This is a genomic window from Flavobacterium soyae, from assembly GCF_045348165.1.
GTDB lineage: Bacteria > Bacteroidota > Bacteroidia > Flavobacteriales > Flavobacteriaceae > Flavobacterium > Flavobacterium soyae.
Map to the genome: position 1 here is coordinate 4,286,636 of NZ_CP150845.1, position 18,251 is coordinate 4,304,886.

Sequence of the window (18,251 nt, forward strand, 5' to 3'; positions counted from 1 at the left end):
TGGTTTTTAGTTAGTTTATATTTAATTGGTTAAATACGAGATTGCTCAATTCGATTCCTTCATTTGAAGAAACAGACAGAGAAGTAAATGGCTCGTTTGAAAAAAAGATTTCCGTCATTACTTTTTCACCATTATTGTAAAATATTTCAATAGATGTTTTGTCTAAAATGATTTTAAAAACACCTTCTTTTTGATTTCCATCTAATGCAGCTTTGGTAATTGCTGCAGCAAATTTTTCTGAGAAATCATTTTTTCCTGACTTCGAGCGATCCACAAATAAATAATGATCTGAATTATTTATTCCGAAAGTCAAAGATTCACCAACTGCGTTTGAAAGTGTGAAAGTGTATGTATCTTGTTTTAAGTTTTTTAAATTAAAATTGATAATTGCCTGAGTTAAATCAATTTTTCCTGCTTCAGGAATTGAAAGTTTTCCTTTTCCTTTCAGGCTTTTTACTTTAAGGGTTTTAGAAACATATTTGTTAATCTCTTTCACCGGACTGCTAACTAAACTATAGTCATTTCCTTTTTTGATTAACTGAATTTCGCGAGCTATGGTAGCAGCACTTCTCCAGCCAAAAGTTGGTACTTGCTGCGCATAATCCCAATTAGACATCCAGCCAATAAATAATCGCCGTCCGTCTGCGCTTGGAACATTATTCCAGGTTACACCTGCATAATTATCTTTTCCGTAATCAATCCAAACGGCTTTTTCCTGTTCTACTCTTTTGGCAAAATTTGCATCAGGCGTAAAAGTTTTTCCGTCAAAATCTCCAATAAAATACTGCGTTCCTGAACCTCCATTGGCGCCGCCTGGATTTAAACTCTGAATTAAAACCCATTTGGTTTCATTGGTTCCCTGCACTTTTATCTGAAAGAAATCCGGGCATTCCCAAACACCTCCGTGAGCTCCGATATTTTTTCCGAAATCAGATAAATATTCCCAGTTTTTAAGGTCTTTCGATTTATAAAACTGAGATCGATCTTGCGCCGCCAAAACTAATATCCATTGTTTGTGCGTTTCATCCCAAGTTGCTTTTGGATCACGAAAATCACGAATTCCGGGGTTTTTCACGACAGGATTTCCTTCCTCAAATTTCTGCCATGTAAAACCGTTGTCGTTAGAATACGCAATATCCTGCTGCTCAACATCAATTTTATTTTCTTTTTCTTTTGTCATATTATGCAGCGTATAAATCGCTACAATTGGAGCTGTTTTTCCGGTTCCTAAACCTGATGTATTATTTACATCAACAACAGCACTTCCTGAAAAAATGTATTTGTCATTGTCGGGATAAATTGCAATGGGCTGTTCTTCCCATTTTATTAAATCTTTGCTGATTGCATGTCCCCAATGCATTGGTCCCCATTTATTTCCGTCAGGATAATGCTGGAAGAATAAATGATAATATCCGTTAGCATAAAACATTCCGTTAGGATCATTCATCCAGCCTTTTTTTGGTGTAAAATGAAAGTTCGGACGGTACATTTTTTCTTCTGCAAGAGTTGACACCGAAACAACAGTCGTTTGTGCAGCAGCCAAGTATGGTTTACAACCTCCTATTGAGAGTATTACTGCACTATAAAATGCCAGCGGCAGATGTTTCTTTGATTTCATGTTTTTTGGTATTTTTTTTGGTTAGATTTTCACTTAATACTTCTAAAGAAATCCCTTTGGTTTCCGGCATCATAAAAATTACAAACAGCAATTGAAGCACCATCATCAAAGTGAAAATTAAAAAGACGACTTCCGGGCCAATTTCTGAGAATAACATTGGAATTAAAGATGGAATAATCGCTGCCAGAACCCAATGTACTGAACTCCCAAAAGCCTGTCCTGAAGCACGAATGTGATTTGGAAAAATTTCTGAGATGAAAACCCAGATAACGGCTCCCTGCCCGATGGCGTGCGAAGCAATGAATAAGAAAAGAAAAACAGGTACTGATAATCCTCCCCAATTGTAATAAAAAGAAGCCGAGACTAATCCCAAAGAAATAATATATCCGATTGAACCAATGTACATTAACAACTTTCTTCCTAATTTGTCAATTAATGCTACGCCGATTAAAGTAAATATAAGATTCGTAATTCCGATTCCGATACTGCTTAATAAAGCGGTATTTTGTCCTAAACCTGCTTCTTCAAAAATTCTTGGTGCATAATATAAAAAGGCATTGATTCCAGAAAACTGATTGAAAAATGCAATTAAAAAAGCCAGCATTAGCGGAAAACGGTATTTTTTCATGAAGATATTTTCGTGTTTCGTAACGCCATTTTCTCTTGAATCGTCCATAATGGCTGCAAGACTTGCAGACGGATCAATTTTAAACAACACTTTACGTGCTTCTTCATCTCGATTTTTAGATAATAACCATCTCGGGCTTTCCGGAATTGTAAGTATAAAAAGAATATAAATAAAAGACGGAATAGCCTGAACTCCAATCATCCAGCGCCAGGCGTTTTCGCCAATATCTTTTAAAAAGTAATTGGATATAAAAGCAATTAAGATTCCTAATACAATATTAAACTGATATAAAGCTACTAATCGTCCGCGTTTGTCAGCCGGAGCAATTTCAGAAACATAAGCCGGAGCGGCAATGGTTGAAGCGCCAACACCTAAACCTCCAATAAATCTAAATGCAGCAAAAACATAAGGGTCATTTGCAAAAGCGGCACCAATGGCTGAAAGGAAATATAGAATCCCAATCCAAAACAGTGTTTTTTTACGGCCCATTTTATTTGTTGGGATTCCTCCAAAAATAGCACCTACAACGGTTCCCCAAAGTGCCATTGCCATGACAACAGATCCGTGAAAAGCATCAGATGAATGCCAAAGAAGCTGTAATTGTTTATCAGCTCCCGAAATAACTACGGTATCAAAACCGAATAGAAAACCTGCCAGTGCAGCAGTAACAGACCAAATCAATATCTTATTCATTGTACATGTATTAAAAACTTATTGCTAAGATATCCGCAAAAAAATCAACTTATTTTTAATGATGTTACAATTTAATTCTATAATTATTAATAGTTTGATACTTAAATAGCAAAACCTTTATTTACAAGACTTTACAGGATTTAAAATTTATTTACGAAAACCGTGTAGTTTCGATTTTGTTACATTAGGTTTGAAATTGATACTAGATTTGCTTGAAAAAGTAACTAAGTAACAAAGGTACTGAGGTTCTAAGTTGTTAAAATTATAAGTACAGAAGATTTTAGGTTAAAATTTTAAGAACTATTTCTCTTTTTTGAATTGCCTCCAGCTTCAGCTGGAGGTTATAGGATTGGTCTAAATGCGGCTTTAGCCAAAAAGCTTTATTATTTTGGCTAAAGCCTTCTTACCTTTATTTTATAACTCCAGCTGAAGCTGGAGGCAATTTAAATCCCCTAATCTCTCACAAAGGTGCAAAGCTTAAACATAATATCGTCATTTCTACGAAGGAGACCCGAGCGATAGCGGTCTTTTCGAGATTAATTCTATTTATTTCCCAAGGTTTCAACCTTGGGAAATGGACATTGAACTAAAGCTGGAGGCAATTTAAGATCTTCTAATCTCTCAATATTCTAACTAATTTGAAGATTTGTATTCCTTTGGTGAAATTCCAAATTTATTCTTAAAAGCTGTAGAAAAGTAGTTTGGAGAAGAGAATCCAAGCGAGTATGCAATTTCAGAAATATTCATCTCATTTGACTTTAAAAGCTCTGCAGCCTTCTCTAATTTTACATTATTAATATGATCGCTGATATTAATTCCAATAATGGCTTTTACCTTTCGGTACAGCTGAACTCTTGAAACTCCAAGTTTATCTGCTAAATCCTCAACCGAAAATTTAGGATCTTCAACATTCTTTTTAATAATATCATTCATTTTGGTAATAAATGATTGTTCCTGATTTCCAAATTTAGACTCAGGTTCAACGCGATAAATATTATTAGTATAATAATAACGAAGTTTTTCTCTGTTGAAAAGCAGGCTCGAAATCGACTGTTTTAAAATAGAAAGGCTAAATGGTTTGGTAAGATATTGATCTACCCCGCTTTGTAATCCTTTTAAAACAGATTCCTTGTTACTTTGTGCCGTTAAAATAATAATTGGAATATGTGACGAACGTAAATCCTTTTTCAATTCTTTACTAATCTCGTAACCGTCTTTATCAACGAGGTTAATGTCGCAAATAATGATATCGGGAATAATTTCCATTGCTTTTTCAACAGCATCGCTTCCGTCAGAACTATAAACTACATATTCGTTTGATAATTTTGCTTTTAGAAATGTAACCAAATCTATATTGTCTTCTATAACCAAAAGAGTATGTTTTTCTGATTCAGAAATTACATTTGCTTCATTTAAATCAGATTCAATATCTAAATTATCTGTAATTAAATTTTGGGTTATATTATTATTTTCGGCTTTATTTATAATTTCAGAAGGCTGTAAATGGCTGTTTCCTTTTAATAAGGTAATTACAAACTCGCTTCCTTGTTTTGATTTTAATTCGATAGTTCCCTGATGCAAAAGCACAAATTCTTTAGACAAGTGAAGCCCAATTCCTGAACTGTTTTTATTATTATTTGAAGCTCTGAAAAACGGATTAAAAACGTTTGACAATTCATTTTCAGGTATTCCAATTCCTGAGTCCTTAAAACTAATTTTAACAGTATTGTCTTGATTATCGATTATCGAAATAGTTATTTTCCCGTTATCAGGTGTAAACTTAAAAGCGTTTGAAAGCAGATTGAAATATACTTTATCCATCAAACCTTTGTCAATAAACAGTTCCAGATTTTTATTTTTACACGTAAGCTGAAAATCTATATTTCTGCGTGCAGCTTCGCCTTTAAAGTTGGTCATTACTTCGTTTGTAAAATCATAAATCTTAGTATTTGAAGCTCTTAACGTAAATTTTTGCTCCTCGATTTTTCTAAAATCCAATAGCTGATTTATTAATCGCAGCAATCTGTTTGAGTTTTTATGAATCAGTTTTACTTCATCAATAAGTGCAGTACCTTTAATTTTTTCATTTTCAATTAATGATTCTACATAACTCATAATCAAAGTTATGGGCGTTTTGAATTCGTGTGAAAGTCCTGTAAAGAAATTCAGTTTTGCTTCATTGCTTCTTTCCGCAATTTTTGCCATTTCCTGAATTTCATTATTCTGGTCAATTACGGTTTGATTAATTCTTTCGAGTTGTTTTTTCTTTCTTGAAATAGAAATAGTCGAATAAATACTGTAAATCGTCAAACTCAAAATAATCACTAGAAAAAAGCTCATTAACCTAACCAGGTTATTCTGCGAAGCATATTCTCTTTCCTGCACTTTTATCGCTCCTTGCTGCGACTCAATAACCGTTTGCTGCTGATCGACTTTATCCATTTGGTTTTCGATAATTTCAGCATTATTTCGGTCGATAACAATTGTATTGAGGATATTATTTTTAGAAATTGGCTCTTTATTGTACATTTTTAAGGCCAGTTTCAGCGCTTCGTTTCCTCCAGTCGGGTATAAAATAGTTCCGTCTAAAACACCATTTTTTACCAATTCTATTCCGCCATTGACGGTATTCAATCCGTCAACGCCAATAAATTTAATTTTCTTTTCTAATCCTACTGTTTTTGCAGTTTCCCACGCACTTAAAGCCATACGATCGTTATGGGCAAAAATATATTCAATATCAGGATTTTGTAAAAGAATTGCTTTTAAAGGTGTTTTAACCGATTCTCCTTCCCAATCGCCGTGAATGATATTTTCAATTTTGAAACGCTTGTTATCATTGATTATCTGATCGAATCCGAGGCTGCGCTCATACGCTGGCGATGAGCCATTTGCTCCGGTAATTTCGATAATTTTACCCGAGCCTTTACTGTGCGAAATAATATATCGGGCGGCAATTCTGCCAATTTCTATGTTATCGGCTCCAAGATAAGCGGTGTAATTTTCGCCATCAATTTTACGGTCTACTACAAGAACCGGGATTCCGGCTTTTATCGATTTTTCGACAACGGCGGTTAAAGGCTTAGATTGAATTGGAGATACAATAATAACATCTACTTTATTAGAAATGAATCTTTCTATGTCTTCAATTTGCCTCTCGATATTATTATTGGCGTCGCTAATTTTTAAATCGACTTCAGGTCGCAATGATGCTTCAATTTTTATGGAGCTGTTCATTTGTTTGCGCCAATCATCTGTGGTCATCGCCTGAGAAAATCCTACTTTGATTTTATCTCCCTGTTTTTGTTTACAGGAGACTAAACTTAATGATGCTAAAAGTAACATCAAAATATATTTTATAAATTGATACATGAAATTGTGAGTTTATGTAAATAAAAATGAGTTCTTAAAAAATACCTTCTCGTACCAACAACTTGTCAAAATAATTAGGAAGGATTATTTTGCGATGACAAGTAAGAAGGATGTATAATTAAAAAAGTAAAATTAAACTTTTATTTCATGCATGCAAATCGGTAAAGAAATATCTGTAAACGAAAAAAGAGGATTTAAAAATCCTCTTTTTTTATATAAATCAATATTTTGTCCACATATTTTGCGACAAATATTGCCATCAATTCTACCGATATGAAACTCCTAACGGAGTAATGTTTATTCGGTCAATTCTATTTTTCTACCGATATTAAACCCCTAACGGGGTATATTTAGGGGCTAATTCTATCGTTTTTTTCTACCGATATGAAACTCCTAACGGAGTTTTTCTTAATATTTTATCTAAGTGTAAGATTCCTGATGGAGTTAATATGTAAACCCTTATTTATTTCACATATAATATCTCGGAGAGATTAAATATCGGTAGAAAAATATCGGTAACAATGATAAATATGACGTGCCAATTTGTCCCGGAGGGACTATACAAATTTAATCCAATAAAAATACAATAAGCCCTCGGGCACCATGCGCACCCAAAACCAGCGATTGTTCAATATCAGCCGTTTTCGATGGTCCGGCAATAAAAGTTCCGAAACCATATTCCTGATTTCCGATTCTTTCATAAGCTTGCTGCATCGTGCGTACAATATCATTTTTATGAACGATTATTGCTAAATACTGCGCAATAAAAGGCGAAATTCGCTGTCCTAAAATATCATCAGTTACCCAAAGTGCACTATTCTCAGCAACTCCAAAATGTGCTTTTACAACGGTTAATTCAACATCCTGAAGCGAATGCGGATCGACATTGTTCCAATCTAATGAAGCAATTTCTGAAAGTTCGGGAAGCGTTGTAATTAAACGCTTTTGAAGATTGTAGTTTGATTTTATATAATTTATGATTTCACTGTAATCAGAAACCTCAACAGGATCTCCGCCAATACCTTTTAAAACTGTTTTATAAGTTTCAAGTATATCAAAATCTTCTGACCCCAGAAGACTTAAATCCGGCAGATCTGTTATTAAATCAGGCTGGTTTAGTTTTATTCTTTTTAAAATTTCGGCTTTACTGCTCATTGTCTTTTGCTTTAGATTCTCTTGAATTTTTCTTGTACCATTCTCTAAAAGACTGTTCAGGAACGTCTGGCATTTCGCGCTGGTCGTACCATTTATTCATTTTATTATTGACCATTGCCGGAATGTTTTTCATTACAAATCTTCCTGATTTTCCTGCAATGTTAAAAATTGTTGGGTTCGCTAATACCGCTGCCATTGTTTTCATAGCAATAGTTTTTGCTTTTGGCGTATAACCGTCTTTTACCAAAACCTGACGCCATTTGTACAATTGATCGTGGATATCAATTTTTACCGGGCAAACGTTGGTACAGGAACCGCAAAGTGTACTTGCAAAAGGTAAATCGGCATTTTTGCTCATATCTAAATTTGGTGCCAAGATAGAACCAATTGGTCCCGCAACTGCGTTATGATAACTGTGTCCGCCGCTTCGTCTGTAAACCGGACAGGTATTCATACAGGCGCCGCAGCGAATGCATTTTAGGGAATTTCTAAAATCTTCTCTTCCTAACTGTTTGCTTCTGCCGTTGTCGACAATTACAATATGAAGTTCTTTTCCATCTCTTGGTTTCTTAAAATGGCTTGAAAAAGTTGTTATTGGCTGTCCTGTTGCGCTTCTTGCTAATAATCTCAGGAAAACACCTAAATGTCTGCGCTGCGGAATTAGTTTTTCAAATCCCATACACGCAATATGAACATCGGCTAAATGTGCGCCCATATCGGCGTTTCCTTCGTTCGTACAAACCACAAATTCTCCGGTTTCTGCAATGGCAAAATTCACTCCGGTTAAAGCTGCTTTTCGGGTTAAGAAAGTGTTTCTTAAACTATGACGCGCCGATTCGGTTAAATACTGCGGGTCAAAATTTCCTTTTTCTGTACCTAAATGTTCGTGGAAAGTTTCGCTTACATCTTCTTTTTTAAGATGAATGGCCGGCAGAACAATATGACTTGGAGGCTCTTTACGAAGCTGTACAATATATTCGCCTAAATCTGAATCGATAACTTCAATACCTTTTTCGGCTAAATAATCGTTCAAATGACATTCTTCTGTAAGCATTGATTTTGATTTCACCATTTGCTTTACATCATGTTTTGCCATGATAGAATGCACTATTTCGTTATGCTCTTTTGCATCGGCAGCCCAATGTACAATGATTCCGTTTTTTTGAGCATTAGCTTCAAATTCAACTAAATAATTATGGATATTTGAAAGCACATTGGCTTTGATTTTTGAAGCCGTTTCACGCAATAATTCCCAATCATTAATTTGATGTGCCGATTTATCACGCTTTGCACGAACAAACCAAAGTGTTTCATCATGCCAATTGACACGCTCTACATCTTTATTAAACTTTGCTGCGGCTTCGCTGTGCTGTATTATTTTTTCTGATGACATTTTTTATTGTTTAAAAGTCAATTTTGAAATGTTTATGATAGTGTTTATTTAACCGAAAAGTTCGCAAAGCTAATTTTTACTCTTAGTGTACTTTGCATATTTTACTTTGTATACTTTGCTGTTAAAAACTACACTCAACGCTTACTTTTAATTTTCTAGTGAATTTAATATTTCAGCAATATGAATGGTTTTTATTCGGCTTTTTTGTCTTTTCAAAATTCCGTCTAAATGCATTAAACACGACATATCACCGCCGGTTATATAATCAACATTATGGCTTTCGTGATCTTTAATTCGGTCTTGTCCCATTTTTACAGAAACAGCTTCTTCTGTAACGCAAAAAGTTCCTCCAAAACCACAGCATTCATCTTTCCTTGTTAAAGCAACCAAATCAAGTCCTTTTATATTGTGCAGTAATTGTTCCGGTTTTGAAAAAAATGGTGCGTTTAATTCAGACATCTGCGAAAGCATTAATCCGCGTTGTCCGTGGCAGCTTACGTGCATTCCTACTTTAAAAGGAAAACTTCCGTCTATGTGGTCAATTTTTAAAATATCAGTTATAAATTCAGTTAATTCAAAAACTTTGTTTCTAATTTCTGCTGCAGCTTCTTCATTTTTATCATCATGTAAGTGATCTTTTACGTGCAGTACACAGCTTCCTGAAGGGCATACAATATAATCGAATCCTGTAAAATTGGCTATAAAATTAGCATCACAGCCTTTTGTTAAGTGTGCATACCCGCTGTTTGCCATTGGCTGGCCGCAGCAGGTTTGCCCCATCGGAAAATGAACTTCACAGCCTAATTTCTGCAAAAGCTCATATGTCGCTATACCCACTTTTGGATAAAACTGATCGACATAACACGGTATAAATAGTCCGATTTTCATTTCTTATTATTTTATTTTTAGCCCGCAGATCTGGCAGATTAAACAGATTTTTATTTAAGTATCACGCACTTTTTATCTGCACAATCTGAGAGAAACAAAAAACTATTTAATCCTTCATCCCAATAACCATTAGGAACAGATTTTTTAATTTTTAATTCTTAATTTTTAATTGTTTCAATGTTTGTAAAATTTCAAATCTATCAAATCATTCTGAATCGGTTTAGGATTCCAGTTTTGATGAATCGCCAATGCTGCGCCTAAAGCACTTGCCTGCGCCATCGATGCTGCGTAAACTTCTACATCAGGAAAAGCTTCGGCTAATAAATTCATAAAAATAGAATTTTTACTGAAACCTCCGTCAACAAAAATTTTCTTTACAGGGCTGTTACGAATGACTAAATTAGTTGAAAAAACCTGTTGTTCTACCAAATCTAACATTAATTGATGATAGGCTGTTTCATAGCTTTTAAATATTGAAAGTTCTCTTTTTTGAAAAGGGCATTCTTTCAGGATGTCAAAATTATACTTTTTAGGGTAAATAATTTGAAAATTTAAGGCTCTTAAATTTGAAACGACGTTTTTATCAAAATAAACGTCTTTGAACATATCTACAGGAACGTTAAAATGTTCTGCTAATCTTTTGGTTTGTATTTCGTGTTCGTTTCCGGAAAAAAGCCTTGCGGCCTTTACAGGCTTTTCTGTGTATTGCAGATAACACAAGCAATCATGTTGTAATTCCTCAAAAGTTAAAGGCTTATTATTGAACGGATTTAAGGAAATACTCCAGGTTCCTGTTGATAATAAAACAAAAGGCTCGGTAAAGTTTATGGTATACGGAATTATCGCCGATGAACTATCGTGAAGCCCTGCGCCTACTGCTAAACCGTCCTGACTTTTTATGGTATCTTTTCCGTAATGAAATGGCGGAATTTTGACTGAAATGCCTTCACTTTTTAACCATTTATGGTATTTCATTTTTTTGAAATTCCAAAGATTGGTATGGCAGCCTACGCTTGTAATATCAGCATAAGCTTCATTGGTTAAAAGAAAACTCAAAAACTGAGGCAGATGTAAACAATATTTTACCTTTTCGAATAAGTCTGGTTTTTCTTCTTTAAATCGGTAAATCTGCATTCCAGAATTTAAACTTCCCAAAACCGGAGAAGCTGTTTTTACGGCAAATACTTCTTCTCCTTTGTATTTTTTATAGAAGTCGTTTTTTAAATCCTCCGGATAATCTTTTAAATAATTATACAGAGGAGTTAAAACCTTTCCTTCTTTATCAATGTAGACAAAACTAGCACCGTAAGTACTAAAATTAATAGCTTTTAAAACATAATTGGTTAAAGTCTTTATTTCTGATAATCGTTCAAAAACCCAGTTTTTGAGAACTTCAATATCTTCGCAGGGAAAACCGTCTTCATCGACAGTTTCGTCAAGATTGATTGATTTCTCCCAGACAATTTTATAGTTTTCATCAAATAAGAATACCTTTTTGTTTGTTTTGCCAATATCAAAAATTGCAGCTACATTCATTTTTTTAATTGTAAATTGTGAGTTGTCAATTGTGAGTTGTGATTTTTGTTCAGTTTTTTTTAGCAACTCATAATTCACAACTCACAATTCATAATTATAATCCCGTTGCCAATGTTTTTAGCCCTCTCTCTCCAATTAGATTTTTTCTGACAGAAAGGCTTCTGTATAATTCTACCGGATTTAAAGCTGCTCCTGAGCGTAAACGGGCTTCGGCAACTAGAGCGCGAACATCTGTACGAAAAGCATTTTGAAGAATTTCCTGCGCTTTTACTACGTCATTTTCTTCCTGTGCTTTTTCTAATGCTTTTCTGTCTACTGAAAGTGCTTGTGCGTAAGCAATCATAATGGCTTCAACTGACTGTAGTAAATCTTCTAACGGATCTTTAATGTTGTGCGATGCGTCGATCATCCAGCCTAAATCTTTGGCATGGTTCATACCTCTTGCGTCCATTCCTTCAACCAATTCGTTGAAAATCAAAAACAATTGATATGGTTTTAAGGCTCCGGCTGTTAAATCATCGTCACCGTATTTTGAATCATTAAAATGGAATCCGCCTAGTTTGTTTTCCATTAATAATAAAGAAACGATCTGTTCGATATTGGCGTTTGGCAAATGGTGTCCTAAATCGACTAATGTCTGTGCTTTATCGCCTAATTTTTTAACATACGAATAAGACTGTCCCCAATCAGCTACGGTCGTTGAATAAAAGTTAGGCTCAGCACATTTGTATTCTAAAAATAATTTCCAATTGGATGGTAATGCATCGTAGATTTCTTCTAAACTTTCTAATGTATTTTGATACGCTTTACGGAAGTTTAACTGCCCCGGAAAGTTAGAACCATCAGCAAGCCAAACTGTTAATGACTCTGATCCTAATTCGATTCCGTGTTTTATCACTTCAATATTGTGTGCAATTGCCTGTTTACGAACTGCTTTGTTTACGTTTTGTAAAGAACCGTATTTGTAAGTATGTTCAGCACTTGCCTGATCCTGAAATGTATTCGAGTTCATGGCATCAAACTTTAAATTATGCTGTGCCGCAAGGGTTTTGATTGCTTTATAATCTTGTGGAATATCCCACGGAATATGAAGCGAAATGGCTCCTGAAGCATTGTTTAATTTATGAAGCAGCCCGACATCTTCTATTTTTTCTTCGATTGAACGAGGTTCTCCGCCTCCGGCAAAACGTCCGAATCTTGTTCCTCCTGTTCCTAATGCCCAAGATGGAATTGCGATTTGAAAATCAATTAGTTTTTGGATAATCGACTCTGCATTGTCAATTTCTGATGCTGTAAAAACAAGTTTGTTTTGATGTTTTTTTAATAATCCCTCGTTATGAGATTCGATGTGGTTTGATCCGATTAACATAGTTATTGATATTTTAATAGAGTTACAATATATGAATTTTATCTGTTTGCGTTTATTTTTCTAACACATAGAAACATAGTTTTTCTTTACGTTCAAAGGCGTTTCACTTGCATTAATAAACATAGCTCTGTGTGATGACTTGTCATTTTTTTAATCTTTACTCAAGAAAAAAAATCTATGTTCCTATGTGTTTAAAAAACTTCTGCTGATTAATTTATATAATCTAAACTCTGGTTTAATTTTACTATTTTATGGTAATTGGTCTGCTTAGAAAAATGAGATGTCTAAAAAAAATCTAACGCTCGAAAAATCGAACGTTAGACCACAAAAAACCACTTTTGCTTAAACAAACTTATAAAAAAACTTAAATAACTTTTATCTATAAAAGCCCATTCCAACGCCGCCGTCTACGTTTAGGGCATTTCCTGTCGATTTATCCAATAAACCGCCAACAAAGGCAAAACAAGCATTTGCAATATCATCCGGCAATATAATTTCATTCAATAACGTGCGTTTTGCATAGTATGCCGGTAATTCTTCTACCGTAATTCCGTATGCTTTTGCACGGCCTTCTGCCCATCCGCCAGACCAAATATTTGAATCTGAGATTACCGCATCTGGATTTACTGTGTTTACACGAATTTTATCGGCTCCTAATTCTGCTGCCATTAAACGTGTTAAATGTGCCTGAGCGGCTTTTGCAGAGCCGTAACCTGGATTATTTGGGCCAGCAACTACTGCATTTTTAGAAACAATGTTTACAATGTCTCCTCCAAAACCTTGTTTGCGCATTACTTCAATTCCGGCTTTAGAAACAATAAATTGTCCTTTTACCAAAATATCATATAATCTATCCCACTCATCAAGCGTATGTTCTGCAATAGATTTAGAAATACTGATTCCGGCATTGTTAACAATAATATCTGCGCCACCAAACGCTAAACAAGCCTGATCTAATGCCAATTCTGTGCTTTTTTCATCGGTAACATTTAATAAAGTACTGGCAGCAGCATCTTTCCCAAAAGCTTTAATAAATTCAGCTGCTGCTGATTCTAAACGCTCTTCGTTAATATCGTTAAGAACAACGCAGGCGCCTTCCTGAGCAAATTTTTTAGCAATAGCTTTTCCAATTCCACCACCAGAACCCGTAATTAGAGCCACTCTTCCAGACAATGCTTTTGGTTTTGGCATACGCTGTAATTTAGCTTCTTCTAATAACCAATATTCAATATTAAAAGCTTCCTGGTGCGGTAATGAAGTATATTCTGAAACCGCTTCAGCACCTTTCATTACATTTACGGCATTGATATAATATTCTGATGCCAGACGCGCCATCGTTTTATCTTTTGCAAAAGTGAACATTCCCACTCCCGGATATAGAATCACAACCGGATTTGGGTCACGCATTGCAGGAGAATTCGATTTCCTGCAGGCATTATAATAATCTTTGTACATGGTACGATAAGCTTCAAAAGCCGGAGCTAATTTTGCCTTAACCGCATTTATATCTGATAAATCTTCGTTTGGATCTAATTCTAAAACCAGCGGACTTATTTTAGTTCTTAAAAAGTGATCTGGACAAGAAGTTCCTAATGGGGCTAATTTTGAAAGATCATTTGAATTAATGAATTCTAAAACTCTTGCATCATCTGTATAATGACCAATCATTTGACGTTCTGATGAACAGAAACCTCTTAGAATTGGTGCCACTTTTGCTGCTTTTAATTTACGATCTGCTTCCGAAAGACTTTCAATTTTCTGGCCGCCAAAAACCGGACGTTTTTTCCCGTAATTGCTTTCTAAATATTCAGCGCATTTCTCGATTACTTCCAATGTATTAATATAACTTTCGTACGCTGTGTCTCCCCAGGTAAATAAACCATGAGAGCCTAACATGATGCCGCGTAATTTTTTACCTTTTTTTCCAGCTTCCTCTAAACAGCTTCTTAATTGAAGTCCTAAATCAAAGCCCGGACGCTGCCAGCCAACCCAGCCAATTTCTCCATCAAATAATTCTTCAGTAATTTTTGCCCCGTCTTTGGCGGCAGCGATTGCAATTGCCGCATCAGGGTGAAGGTGGTCGATATGTTTAAATGGCAAGAAACCATGCAAAGGCGTATCGATAGACGGTGCTTTTGAAGCCAAATCGAAAATACAGTGATTAAACAATTCTACCATTTCATCTTCAAATTCGATTCCTTTGTAAACATTTTCAAGATTGCGAAGTCTGTCTAAGTATAATGCAGCGCAGCCTGATTTTGTCAATGTTCCAATATCGCCTCCGGAACCTTTAATCCACATTACTTCTGAGTTTGCCCCCGTTAAAGGATCTTTATCTGTAATTTTTACCGAAGTATTTCCTCCGCCATAGTTTGTTAATCTTAAATCGGCTCCTAATAAGTTCGATCGATAAATGAAAAGCGCTACTTCATCTCCTGCTAATGCTGCTGCTTTAGCTTCATCCCAAAGATAGCTCACATGCTTAAAATTCATATTTTTTGTATTTGTATTTGACATTGTTATCATATATTTTTTCAAGTATTTACAAAGAATTCCCAATTCCGACTAAAATGATCGAAAGCATTATCAATCCGATTCCTAAAATAAAAGTGTCGAATGTTTTTTTAGAAACACCTTTCCACTCTTTCAAATAAAATCCCCAAAAATTAGCCGTTAAAATAATGGCTGCCATATGCAGGATCCATGAACTGGCGCCATTTCCCAGCTTGCTTTCGCCCATTCCGTAAAAGAAAAACTGCAAAAACCACATTGTTCCGGCAAGTGCAGAAAACAAAACGTTTTTAGTAATTGGTGTAGATTTATTGGTATAATCTCCAATTGTTTTGTTTTTGAAATTAAGGTAGATACACCAAATAAAATTAGTTGTTAAACCTCCCCAAAGCAAAACAATATAGGTTACGTTATTTTGAAACAATGGATTACAGCCAAATTCTACTGCCTGCTCTGCCATTGGTTTTCCGGCTTCGATTCCGTAATTAAAAAAAGAACTTAAAATTCCTGAAATTACTGCGATAATCAAACCTTTTACAAGGCTGAAATCTTTGTCTTTATCTTCATGTCCAACGGCGAAATCTTTTTCTTTAAGAATTCCGGCTTTTCCAGAGATTGCAATTCCTAAAAGGCAGACTACAACACCTAATAAAACCAATTGCCCGCCAGAACTTGCCAGCATTTCTGTAAATGAAACTTTACCTTCTGTTGGATATAAATCGTAATATATTGAAGGAACTAAAGCGCCAAAGGCAGAACAAAATCCTAAAATGATAGAATTTCCCAGCGACATTCCTAAATAACGAACGCCAAGACCGTATGTTAAACCTCCAATTCCCCAAATTAATCCCATCGAAAAAGTAAAGGTTTTGATGGCTGGTGAAGCTGCTGCAATAATTTCAGTAAAATTTGGAATCGTTAAATAAGCTGCAATTGGGGGTACTATTAACCAGGAAAAAAAACCGCCAACAAGCCAGTAACTTTCCCAGGCCCAATCTTTTACTTTTTTAAAAGGCATATAAAAACTACCCGAAGAAAATCCTCCGATAGAATGAAAAATGATTCCTAATAATGATTCCATTTAATAATTTTGTATGTGGTTAATTGCGATAGTTAATTTCGTTTTGTAAAATAATATAATGTCAAAAAGAAAACTGTCCTGTACTATCCTTTATGATTCGTGTATTTTTTGTTAAAAGTGTTCATTAATTGCAAAGAACAATCGAATTGTATTGGAAAAATAAATTTAAAAACGCTACTTTAGCAATCGATTTCGTAATTATTATACCTTCATTGTAATATAACTGCCTGAAAACAAAGAACACTTTTATTTAATTGCTGTTTTTTGTAAGGAAAGTAATAAAATCAACATGTAAAGCCGTTTTTAGAATCGCTTTTTATAAAATTATAATTAAAAAAATTTGTTTCAAGCCCCTAACCTGAAACTGATTGCAAAATACCAGCATGATTAAATTAATTAAAATAGACGAAGATTCGAGGGTTCCAAAATACAAACAAATTGTTGACTCGATTTTGCAGAATATTGCTAACGGAAATTTAAAAATAAACCAAAAAATTCCTTCTATAAACGGTTTCAGTGAAGAGTTTTATATGTCGCGTGATACTGTTGAAAAAGCATATAATATTTTAAAAGAAAGAAAAATCATTACTTCGATTAGAGGAAAGGGATATTATATTACCCGAACAAAATTGGAGTCGAAAGTAAATATTTTGTTTTTATTTAATAAACTGAGCGCATACAAAATGAAAACTTACAGCTCATTTATTGATACTCTTGGTGCCAATGCACATACTGATCTTCATATTTATCATTGCGACGAAACGCTGTTTTTAAATTTACTGGATAAATTTGAGGGGGCTTATGATTATTATGTTATTACTACACATTTTAAAACAGATGAGTTAAAACATTTAAGTTTTACGGATGAAGTTGCCAAAGCTATTCAGAGAATTCCGGAAGAAAAACTGGTTTTAATGGATAATATTAAACTTTCGCATGAGGGTGAAATCATTAAAATTTATCAGGATTTTGAAAATGATATTTACAATGCACTAAAAGAAGGTTTAACCAAAATTACCAAATACAAGAAACTAATTTTAGTTTATCCTGATAAAGCGGTTTATCCTTATCCGAGAAGAATACTGCACGGTTTTAGAAAATTTTGTGTTGAACATGAAATCAATTTTGAGATTTTAAGTGAAGTTTATGACGATATGATCCTTAAAAAAGGTGACTTATTTATCACTATTGAAGAATCTGATCTGGTGAATTTAATGAAACAGATTCGTGATGAGGAATATGTTTTAGGAAAAGATATTGGCGTTATCTCATACAATGACACACCTCTAAAAGAATTATTAGGCATAACCGTTATGTCAACTGATTTTAATATTATGGGAGAAACTGCTGCCCGAATGATTTTGAATAAAGAAAAAGGGCAGTTTAAAGTGCCTTTTAATTTTATTGACAGGAATTCTATTTAGGAGTTTTGAAGTTTGACCAATTCATTTTATCTTTTTAATTGATGTTTTGTTTGTGGCTCCAAATATTTCAATATTTCACCTAATATATTAAACAGATCTTTAAACTTATCAAATTCCTTTTAAACCCATTTGTTTCAGCTTTTAGAACTGGAATCCATTCTCTATATAAAAAACTCTACATTGTAATTTTCATTATTCCATTCTTTGGACTAAATAGCTGGTCATTTTCTGCATTTTTTTGGAACTTTTGCTGTGAGAAAACAATTCACACATACCATTACTTTTAATGCATCATTTTTCATTATATCACTCTAAATCAAAATATATTCCTGATTAATTGTAAAAAATGCCTTAAGACCACTTAATTTCTAAGACAATTTTGAGCACAATTAGATTCAATAATTCCAAATTAATTCTTAAAAATGGTCTATAAATACAATAAATTTTATTTCATTTTTTGTTAATTTATTCTTAAAACCAAAAACCTTTCACAGCTTAAATAAAATTATAATAAGCTAATTTTCAATAAATTATTATCTATTAATTCAAACTAAGAATTAAGTAAACTGCCATCATCGCTTTT

At 34.2% G+C, this 18,251-nt stretch carries 11 protein-coding genes; 1 reads left to right on the top strand and 10 read right to left on the bottom strand.

What is annotated here, in order from left to right; genetic code table 11:
• Window positions 1–10: 10 nt before the first annotated feature.
• The 10 genes from AABD74_RS18090 to rhaT all read right to left on the bottom strand — a co-directional run bounded on the left by AABD74_RS18090 (window position 11) and on the right by rhaT (window position 16,244).
• Window positions 11–1,618, bottom strand: a complete 1,608-nt coding sequence (locus AABD74_RS18090; RefSeq protein ID WP_406843817.1) for a glycoside hydrolase family 32 protein — start codon at window positions 1,616–1,618, stop codon at window positions 11–13.
• Entirely contained in the window at window positions 1,581–2,939 is a 1,359-nt protein-coding gene (locus tag AABD74_RS18095; protein WP_406843818.1) for a sugar porter family MFS transporter, read from the bottom strand. Before AABD74_RS18095 ends, AABD74_RS18090 begins: the two co-directional genes overlap by 38 nt.
• A gap of 633 nt (window positions 2,940–3,572) precedes the next feature.
• Window positions 3,573–6,311, bottom strand: coding sequence for a substrate-binding domain-containing protein (locus AABD74_RS18100; protein ID WP_406843819.1), 2,739 nt, complete (start codon window positions 6,309–6,311; stop codon window positions 3,573–3,575).
• A gap of 567 nt (window positions 6,312–6,878) precedes the next feature.
• Complete coding sequence (locus AABD74_RS18105; protein WP_406843820.1) at window positions 6,879–7,466, bottom strand: lactate utilization protein C; 588 nt, start codon at window positions 7,464–7,466, stop codon at window positions 6,879–6,881.
• The gene (locus AABD74_RS18110) at window positions 7,456–8,859 is read right to left on the bottom strand and encodes a lactate utilization protein B (RefSeq protein WP_406843821.1); all 1,404 of its coding nucleotides are present in this window, start codon (window positions 8,857–8,859) and stop codon (window positions 7,456–7,458) included. The genes AABD74_RS18105 and AABD74_RS18110 overlap by 11 nt, the downstream gene beginning before the upstream one ends.
• Before the next feature lie 147 nt (window positions 8,860–9,006).
• Window positions 9,007–9,747 carry a (Fe-S)-binding protein gene (locus tag AABD74_RS18115; protein ID WP_406843822.1) on the bottom strand — a complete coding sequence of 247 codons (741 nt, stop codon included), beginning with the start codon at window positions 9,745–9,747 and terminating at the stop codon, window positions 9,007–9,009.
• A 174-nt stretch (window positions 9,748–9,921) separates the two neighbouring features.
• Window positions 9,922–11,283, bottom strand: a complete 1,362-nt coding sequence (locus AABD74_RS18120; RefSeq protein ID WP_406843823.1) for an FGGY-family carbohydrate kinase — start codon at window positions 11,281–11,283, stop codon at window positions 9,922–9,924.
• Between the two features lie 94 nt (window positions 11,284–11,377).
• A complete protein-coding gene (locus AABD74_RS18125; protein WP_232682621.1) occupies window positions 11,378–12,652 on the bottom strand; it encodes a TIM barrel protein in 1,275 nt (424 codons plus the stop codon).
• Window positions 12,653–13,027: 375 nt separating this feature from the next.
• Window positions 13,028–15,169, bottom strand: a complete 2,142-nt coding sequence (locus tag AABD74_RS18130; RefSeq protein WP_232682622.1) for a bifunctional aldolase/short-chain dehydrogenase — start codon at window positions 15,167–15,169, stop codon at window positions 13,028–13,030.
• A gap of 25 nt (window positions 15,170–15,194) precedes the next feature.
• A complete protein-coding gene (gene rhaT, locus AABD74_RS18135; RefSeq protein ID WP_406843824.1) occupies window positions 15,195–16,244 on the bottom strand; it encodes an L-rhamnose/proton symporter RhaT in 1,050 nt (349 codons plus the stop codon).
• Between the two features lie 383 nt (window positions 16,245–16,627).
• Here rhaT and AABD74_RS18140 point away from each other — a divergent pair, with 383 nt between their 5' ends.
• A complete protein-coding gene (locus AABD74_RS18140) occupies window positions 16,628–17,668 on the top strand; it encodes a GntR family transcriptional regulator (protein WP_232682624.1) in 1,041 nt (346 codons plus the stop codon).
• Window positions 17,669–18,251 lie beyond the last annotated feature (583 nt).

What these genes read in the sequence shown, in the direction of transcription:
- AABD74_RS18115 (WP_406843822.1), bottom strand. Translation starts at nt 9,747, where the DNA reads ATGAAAATCGGACTATTTATACCGTGTTATGTCGATCAGTTTTATCCA.
- AABD74_RS18140 (WP_232682624.1), top strand. Translation starts at nt 16,628, where the DNA reads ATGATTAAATTAATTAAAATAGACGAAGATTCGAGGGTTCCAAAATAC.
- AABD74_RS18090 (WP_406843817.1), bottom strand. Translation starts at nt 1,618, where the DNA reads ATGAAATCAAAGAAACATCTGCCGCTGGCATTTTATAGTGCAGTAATA.
- AABD74_RS18095 (WP_406843818.1), bottom strand. Translation starts at nt 2,939, where the DNA reads ATGAATAAGATATTGATTTGGTCTGTTACTGCTGCACTGGCAGGTTTT.
- AABD74_RS18110 (WP_406843821.1), bottom strand. Translation starts at nt 8,859, where the DNA reads ATGTCATCAGAAAAAATAATACAGCACAGCGAAGCCGCAGCAAAGTTT.
- AABD74_RS18105 (WP_406843820.1), bottom strand. Translation starts at nt 7,466, where the DNA reads ATGAGCAGTAAAGCCGAAATTTTAAAAAGAATAAAACTAAACCAGCCT.
- rhaT (WP_406843824.1), bottom strand. Translation starts at nt 16,244, where the DNA reads ATGGAATCATTATTAGGAATCATTTTTCATTCTATCGGAGGATTTTCT.
- AABD74_RS18130 (WP_232682622.1), bottom strand. Translation starts at nt 15,169, where the DNA reads ATGTCAAATACAAATACAAAAAATATGAATTTTAAGCATGTGAGCTAT.
- AABD74_RS18120 (WP_406843823.1), bottom strand. Translation starts at nt 11,283, where the DNA reads ATGAATGTAGCTGCAATTTTTGATATTGGCAAAACAAACAAAAAGGTA.
- AABD74_RS18100 (WP_406843819.1), bottom strand. Translation starts at nt 6,311, where the DNA reads ATGTATCAATTTATAAAATATATTTTGATGTTACTTTTAGCATCATTA.
- AABD74_RS18125 (WP_232682621.1), bottom strand. Translation starts at nt 12,652, where the DNA reads ATGTTAATCGGATCAAACCACATCGAATCTCATAACGAGGGATTATTA.